This window comes from Endozoicomonas sp. (assembly GCF_051008435.1).
Lineage (GTDB): Bacteria > Pseudomonadota > Gammaproteobacteria > Pseudomonadales > Endozoicomonadaceae > Endozoicomonas_A.
This window is the reverse complement of record NZ_JBPCXO010000539.1, coordinates 1-7,579: the sequence shown is the minus strand read 5'-3', so window position 1 is coordinate 7,579 and position 7,579 is coordinate 1. Positions and strand designations below refer to the sequence as shown.

The following is a 7,579-nucleotide window of genomic DNA, read 5'->3' as shown; positions in this document are numbered from 1 at the left end:
GAAGCCTTCAATGGTGTCATCAAGCGGATAATATACAAGGCATGTGGTTACAATGATCTTGATTATCTCTATCTAAAAATCAGGCAGGAGGCCCAAAAATGATCAGCCAACCTGTAAAAGGGCCATAATTCCCTGTTCAGCCTATGCCCGACTTGCGTTATTCTGTAAGTTCCGACTTTGGTATTCATGACATCATGCTGGAAGCACTGCCCCGAGAAAGCGAATTGCCTATTGATGAGGCAACCGTGAGCCTTAAGACTCCCCCTCATTCTATCGAGGCGGAGCAGTCTGTGCTGGGTGGCCTGCTGTTGGATAATGAGGCCTGGGACAAGGTAGCGGATAAGGTAACGGCAGAGGATTTTTATCATCCCCGTCACAAGGTTATTTTCTCGTCGATGGCCAAATCGGCGAACGAGAGTATTCCTTTTGACCCGCTGACTCTGGCCGCCAGCCTGGATAACCAGGATGAGTTGGAAGCCGCCGGAGGCATGGTGTACATCACTGAGCTGGTCGCTAATGTTGCCGGTATCGCCAACATTGAAGCTTATGCGCAGATTATTCAGGAACGCTCTGTTCTCAGAAAGGTCATTAATGCCAGTCAGCAGATGGCGGAAACAGCCTACAATCCAGAAGGTCGTGACAGTCAGACTGTTCTGGATGAGGCGGAACGGCTGGTTTTCAATATTGCTGAAGAGCGCCCTAAAACCGGTGGCCCGGTGGGTGTCAGGGAAATTCTGGATAATACGGTCCAGAAAATTGATGAGCTCTTTAATTCCGGAGATGCCATCACGGGTATCACCACGGGCTTTAATGATCTGGATGAAATGACGTCTGGCTTGCAGTCGTCTGACATGGTCATTGTGGCGGCGCGTCCTTCCATGGGTAAGACGACTTTCGCGATGAACCTGGTGGAAAATGCTCTGTTGAATACCGAAAAAGTAGTGATGGTATTCAGTCTGGAGATGCCGGGTGAACAGCTGATGATGCGTATGCTGTCATCACTGGGGCGGATCAATCAGTCCAAGGTTCGATCCGGTAAGCTGGAAGAAGAAGATTGGCCAAAACTGGTGTCAGCTGTCGAGAGAATCAAAGACAAGAAGCTGTTTATTGATGATACTGCAGGTATCAGCCCGTCTGAGATGCGTTCCCGTATTCGTCGTATTGTGCGAGAGCATGGTGATATGGCGCTGATCATGATTGATTATCTTCAGCTGATGCAGATTCCCGGTTTCAGTGAAGGGCGTACCAACGAAATTTCAGAAATTTCCCGTTCCCTTAAAGCTCTGGCGAAAGAATTTAATGTACCGGTCGTTGCATTGTCACAGTTGAACCGATCTCTGGAGCAACGACCCAATAAGCGACCGGTTAACTCTGATCTTCGTGAGTCGGGTGCGATTGAGCAGGATGCTGACATCATCATGTTCATTTATCGGGATGAGGTCTATAACCCGGATACCGAGTACAAGGGCATTGGTGAGATCATTATTGGTAAGCAGCGTAATGGTCCTATCGGTTCCGTAAGGCTTGCTTTTATTGGTCAATACACCCGGTTTGAAAATCTCGCCCCGGATGCTTACGTCAACTTTGACGATGAATAAGTCGGTTCTTTCCTGTCCTGATATGTCGAGGAAATCATGAGCATGCCTGAACAATACACAAAGGCTCAATTCTGGAAATGTGCGCTTCAGGTCAATCCTTTCGACTATATCCGATATCGTGGTCAGGATATTGCAACGGATGAAGATGAGTACAATCAGAAGCTTTTAGCAGTTTGTCTGGAAGAAAAAATCAAGGTTTTAGGCATTGCTGATCACGGCCGGGTTGAAAGTATCGAGGCCATCAGAGAAAAAGTGGAACCTCACGGTATTGTTGTTTTTCCAGGATTTGAGGTGACGGCCAATGATAAAGCGCATTTTGTCTGTCTTTTCTCAGAACAAACCAGTTCCAGAGTGTTAGAGCGATATCTTGGAAGTTTGAAGTTACTTGATATCAAAGATGGAACTAGACCCTCTGAGCTAAGCTCGACTCAATTAATTGAGGAAGTGGATAAGTTAGGGGGGTTTTTGTTTGCAGCTCATTGCACCAATGATAATGGGGTGCTTAAACTAAAGCAGAATCATATCTGGACAAACCCTAAACTTAAAGCCGCTCAAATACCAGGCAAAATTGAAGACCTTAAACCTGCAGATAATGGCTTCTATTACCAGGTGGCATTAAACAGAATTGCTCAATATAAACGTGATACGCCTGTGGCCTTGATTAATGCAGCAGATATTGAAACTCCAGAGAAACTGAGGGAGAAAAGTGCAAGTTGTCTGATCAAAATGACCAGACCTTGCTTTCAGTCTTTCAAGCAGGCTTTTCTTGACCCGGAATCCAGGTTGCGCTTGAACCACGATGTTCCTGAGAATTATGCTTCTGCAATTGAGTCTATTCGGTTTACCAATGGTTATCTTGATGGTGTTCAAGTTGAGCCAGCCGATCATCTGAATGCTTTGATTGGTGGCAGGGGAACCGGAAAATCGACTTTGATCGAGAGTATCCGTTTTGCGATGGCAAAAGAGCCTGCCATGGTTGAAGCAAAAAAAATGCATGACAAAATAATCAGAGAAAATCTATCAAAGGAAAAAGCTCATGTGGAGCTAAGAGTGCGTTCAGCCGCTATGGGAGGAAGGTTGTTTACTGTTTCCAGGCGTTATGGTGATAGGCCTGTTGTCAAAGATGAACACGGTAATATCTCTCCACACTCTCCTTCGGAGCTGCTTCCAGAGCTGGAGGTGCTTGGGCAGAATGAGATTTATGAAACAGCCAGAACGGTAGAGGGCAGAGATCAGTTACTTAGTCGTTTTTTGCAAGAGAAGGATTCTCTGGAAAATATCAGGATTCAAAAGATACTTATAAAACTGAAAGAAAATCGGGTATCAATCCTGAAAGCAATGGAACAGCAAGGTGAGTTGGAAGCAGATGTTGCAAGGTTACCCAAGCTGGAAGACCAGGCAGGTCAGTTCCAATCCCTGGGGTTAGAAGAAAAGCTGAAAGTTATTCCCAGACTGGAAAAAGAAAAGCAACTTGCTCAACGAATTGAGGATGAGTATTCGGGGCTTGATGAAGGGTTAGGGGTTGCCTTGGACTCCTTACCTGATGTCCAGTTCTTGAGTGATCAAGCTCTTGATGGGTTGCCACATAAAGAATCATTGGTGTTTCAGAGGCTGCTGCTTGAAGAACTTGGGAGTGACACTCGAAAGTTACTGGAACAAGCAAGAGAAAAATGGTCGGCTTTATTTGGCAAGAAAGAGACTCTGAAAAAAGGATTATCAGAGCAAATCAGGGCAGATGAGGAAGCCCTGACAAAAGAGTTTAAGAGGATACCAGCCAGTCAGGGCAAGAGTGGCCGGGAAATTGGCGAGCTCTATCAGGGGATTCTGAAAGAAATAGAGAGAATTCGTCCCAAAACACTATCTTTGAAGCATAGAAAAGAACAAATAAGAGTTCTTTATGAAGATAGAAAGAGTCTTTTATCCGAGCTTAGCGAGGCTCAGGTCCAGCTGTCCAGTAATACAACGAGAAGTCTCCGAAAGTTGAACAAGAGGTTAAAAGGAAAACTGAAGATAGATCTGGGTGTGGCTGATGACAGGCAGAGTCTCTTTGACTTTGTATTGTCGTCTAACTTGGAAGGTGTAGGTGCCAAGCGTTTAGAGTGGCTGAAAGAGGGGCGGTTTTCACCAAAGAGTCTAGCTAGCACTATACGTCAAGGAATAGATGCTCTAAAGAATTCTGAATGGGGAATTACTCCCACTGTTGCCAGTGCTCTTGTCACTCTTTCTGAAAAGCAGTTGCTTGAGTTAGAAGAGGTTCAGTTGTTGGATAAAAAAGTCATCGAGCTTAATGTAGCCCATGAGGGGCAAGCTGAAGATTACCGGCATATTGATGACCTCTCAGTAGGGCAACAATGTACAGCTATATTACATATGCTATTACTAAATAACCAAGATCCTCTTATCCTAGATCAACCAGAAGACAATTTGGATAACGCTTTTATTGCTGACAGGATTGTCGCTGAACTACGCAAGGCCAAACTGGAAAGGCAGTTTATTTTTGCGACTCATAACGCCAATATTCCAGTTTTTGGTGATGCGGAGTGGATAGGCGTCCTGCAAATCAATCCAGAAGAACGCAGAGCAGAGATTCCCCTTGAACTTCAGGGAGCTATAGATGTGGAGTCTGTTCAGAAATTTGCGGCTGATATTCTAGAAGGTGGAAAGGCTGCTTTTAATCAACGTCGTGAAAAGTACGGATTTAATTGAACATGCTGAAATCAGAGCTTCTGGAGATCATAGCCAATGGCGAAAATTCAGGTGTTGAATTCAAACGTGATGATATGTGTCCTGAACAGCTTGCCATTGAAGTGGTTGCTATGGCTAACCTCAAAGGAGGCGTGCTCCTATTGGGGGTAGAAGATGACGGCTCTATAAGTGGCATAGAGCGAGAGAACCTTGAAGAGTGGGTGATGAATGTTATTGCCGATAAAGTTCATCCCATGCTATTGCCTTATTACGAAGAAGTTCAGCTTGATTCTGATGAACGTGTTGCAGTGATCAGCTTTACAGAAGGTGTCTCTAAACCTTATGTACTTCGGCATAAAAGCCGAGAAGATGTCTATATCCGAATTGGCTCAACATCCAGACTGGCCTCAAGAGAACAGCAGGCGAGACTGTTTGCCAGCGGAGGGATGCTGCATACCGAAGCGTTACCGGTAGCAGGTTCCAGTTATTCCTCTCTGGATCACGAGCGACTGGCTGACTACTTGGAAAATGTTCTCTCTGACCCTGATATTCCCAGTAGTCGAGATTCATGGATTAGACGGTTAATTGGACTGGGTTTTATGACAGAGGGTGTCGACTCCCCGGTCTGTACTGTTGCAGGTATGGTTTTGTTTGGTATTTCTCCCAGACGTTATCTGAGGCAGTCAGGGATCAGGGTGGTCGTTTTTGAAGGTGAAGGTAAAACCTATCAGTCGAAAATGGATCGGATTCTGGACTCTCCATTGATTGGGCTTTGGAAAGTGGATGAAGCAGGAGGGCGAAGGCTGGCAGAAACGCACTTTGGACTTATTGAAAAGCTGGTTGACCTGATTGAACCTTATATCAGTGAAGAGTCGAGGGAAATAGACAGTCACTTCCGCCGGGAGCGGAACTGGTACTATCCAAAAGCGGCTGTCAGGGAGCTGGTTATTAATGCACTTGCACATCGTGACTGGACCCGATCTATAGCTATTGAAATAGGAATCTACAGCGATCGTCTGGAGTTAATCAGTCCCGGAGCACTCCAGAATTCCATGACCATCGAAAAAATGCTTGCAGGGCAACGTTCACCGAGAAACCCTATTATTGTCGAAGTTCTCCGGGATTATGGCTATGTAGATGCAAGGGGTATGGGTGTAAGAACTAAAATCATACCCCTTCTGAAGCAGTACAATGGTAATGAACCTCATTTTGAGTTAACGGAAGACTACCTCAAAACAACTTTCTACCAGAGAAAGAGAGAAGAGGGGTAGTCTGATGTCAGGTGTCTCTGTGGTATTCCCTGCTATGCTCATAGCTCAAACAATAAGTGATAAAGGTATGCAGTATGAGCCTTGAGGCTAGAGTTGAAGCGTTAGAAGAAAACCGTGTTCACTGGGATAAGATGCTCACGGGTATTGAGGGCACGGTTGCATTGATACTGAAGGAACAGATGGAACAGAAAAAAGAGATTGATCTGTTGAAAGAAGAGAACAACAAACGCTTCAATAATATTGAAGGACGTTTCAATAAAGTCGAAGAGCTACTCATCCAGATCGTGAATAACCTCGCCTTAAAGTAACAAGCTATATGAGGACGCATTCCATCCACTGACTAGCTCAGCCAGTGGATAGTCGTAGGTTTTTAGCTATTCCCGTAAACCGAAAGCGGTGGTTCATCCAAGTGAGCCATTTGCTCCCGCAGCTCCAGAATATGTTCTGACCAGTAACGTTCGGTGTTAAACCAGGTAAAGGCCATAGGGAAAGCCGGATCTTTCCAGCGTTTCGCCAGCCACCCGGAATAGTTGAGTAGTCTCAGAGTTCGGAAATACTCCACCATGTTGAGTTCTATAGGATTAAACTCATTAAACTCTTCATAGCCTTCTAGCAGCTCTGCCAGCTGGATTGTTTGACTGGCCCTGTCTCCGTTCAGGAACATCCATAAATCCTGAATAGCCGGAGCCATGCAGGTATCGTCAAAATCGACAAAATGAGGATTATCATCTCGCCATAGAATATTGCCTACATGTGCGTCACCGTGTACACGGATCAAATCAGGATTATAACTGGCTTCGATTCGGGCCAGACGATCCAGAATATCCCGGGTCAGGGTTTCATAGGCTTCTATGAGAGGGCCTGGAATAAAATCATTTTCCAACAGCCAGGTGACATTGTCGGTGCCATATCGTTGAAGATTGATTTCTGGTCTGGATTGAAAAGGCACGGCTGAGCCCAGTTTATGGAGTCTTCCCATGCAGCGACCCAGAATCAGCAAGTGATCGAGGTTGTCGAGTTCCGGAGGATAACCACCCATGCGTTTGAACAGAGCAAATTGGAAACCTTCAAATTCATGCAGGGTTTCCTGATTCTCGTTCTTCATAGGAGCAACAATAGGAAACTCCATATCCTCAAGTTCCAGTGAGAATGAATGTTCTTCCAGAATCTGATCCCGGCTCCAGCGATCAGGCCGGTAAAATTTGGCAATGATGGGCGTTCCATCTTCAATCCCGACCTGATACACACGGTTTTCGTAGCTGTTCAGGGCCAGGTTTCTGGCATCACATAGATACCCCTGACTTTCTACTGCGTCCATCACCCGGTCAGGCGTCAATCGCTCATAGGGGTGCTGGGTATCTGAACTCATAGAAGGCTCCCAATAGGCCAATAATCGTTAGCTGCTGAAGTTTACTACGAAAGTGAGGTCAGGGGGCGTTCTCAATTGATCTGGGAGCGCAGTTCTTCTGCGGGAGCCTGACCTTTCTGTCATTGGTTTTGGTCTGGCTCGCTATGTGGGTCCGGCTGAACACTCCCAAACCTTGATATTGGCATAATTATGAGATCATGTATCCCAAGCTTTACTCTGGCTCTTGAGGTCTGTCTTCTTCCAGAACGCTGGGAATCAGTCCCCAAGCTTTACCAGTAGCTACAGGATCAAATGATTCGGGATGGTTTTCTAAAAGGTTATTTAACCTCCTAGTTCCAACCAGTGATGCAATTTTCTTTTTTTCTTTTCTGTAGGGACCATTGACAGGGCTATATTGATAGTTAGATCAAGCTCTTCTCTACTGTTGTTTTCAGCAGCCTTTTCTATTGCATCTAAAAGGTCATTTCCCATAACGTTTCGATCGCAGAAATAGTTGTTTCTATAGCTCAACCATAAGAGGAGTTTTTTTTGGCTCTACCTCAGATTGTGTGGGTGAATTTCATCGGATTACCCCTCTTGGATAAAGATCAAGACCACCACAATGAAAGTAAATCGCCGTTTTGAATCTTTCTCTGTTTCTGTAGCCGTAGGCACGA

Annotated in this window: 5 protein-coding genes; 4 read left to right on the top strand and 1 reads right to left on the bottom strand. The window is 45.4% G+C overall.

Annotated elements, in window-relative coordinates; translation table 11 throughout:
• The first annotated feature begins 194 nt into the window (after positions 1-194).
• The 4 genes from dnaB (at position 195) to ACR2PX_RS27665 (ending at position 5,862) form a co-directional block, all read left to right on the top strand.
• Positions 195-1,598 carry a replicative DNA helicase gene (dnaB, locus tag ACR2PX_RS27680; RefSeq protein ID WP_434002592.1) on the top strand — a complete coding sequence of 468 codons (1,404 nt, stop codon included), beginning with the start codon at positions 195-197 and terminating at the stop codon, positions 1,596-1,598.
• Positions 1,599-1,640: 42 nt separating this feature from the next.
• On the top strand, positions 1,641-4,304 hold the full coding sequence (locus ACR2PX_RS27675) for a TrlF family AAA-like ATPase (protein ID WP_434002591.1): 2,664 nt from the start codon (positions 1,641-1,643) through the stop codon (positions 4,302-4,304).
• Positions 4,305-4,306: 2 nt separating this feature from the next.
• Entirely contained in the window at positions 4,307-5,554 is a 1,248-nt protein-coding gene (locus tag ACR2PX_RS27670; protein WP_434002590.1) for an RNA-binding domain-containing protein, read from the top strand.
• Between the two features lie 74 nt (positions 5,555-5,628).
• A complete protein-coding gene (locus tag ACR2PX_RS27665; protein ID WP_434002589.1) occupies positions 5,629-5,862 on the top strand; it encodes a hypothetical protein in 234 nt (77 codons plus the stop codon).
• A gap of 62 nt (positions 5,863-5,924) precedes the next feature.
• On the opposite strand, the gene ACR2PX_RS27660 is transcribed toward ACR2PX_RS27665, so the two are convergent.
• A complete protein-coding gene (locus ACR2PX_RS27660) occupies positions 5,925-6,923 on the bottom strand; it encodes a serine/threonine protein kinase (protein ID WP_434002588.1) in 999 nt (332 codons plus the stop codon).
• Positions 6,924-7,579 lie beyond the last annotated feature (656 nt).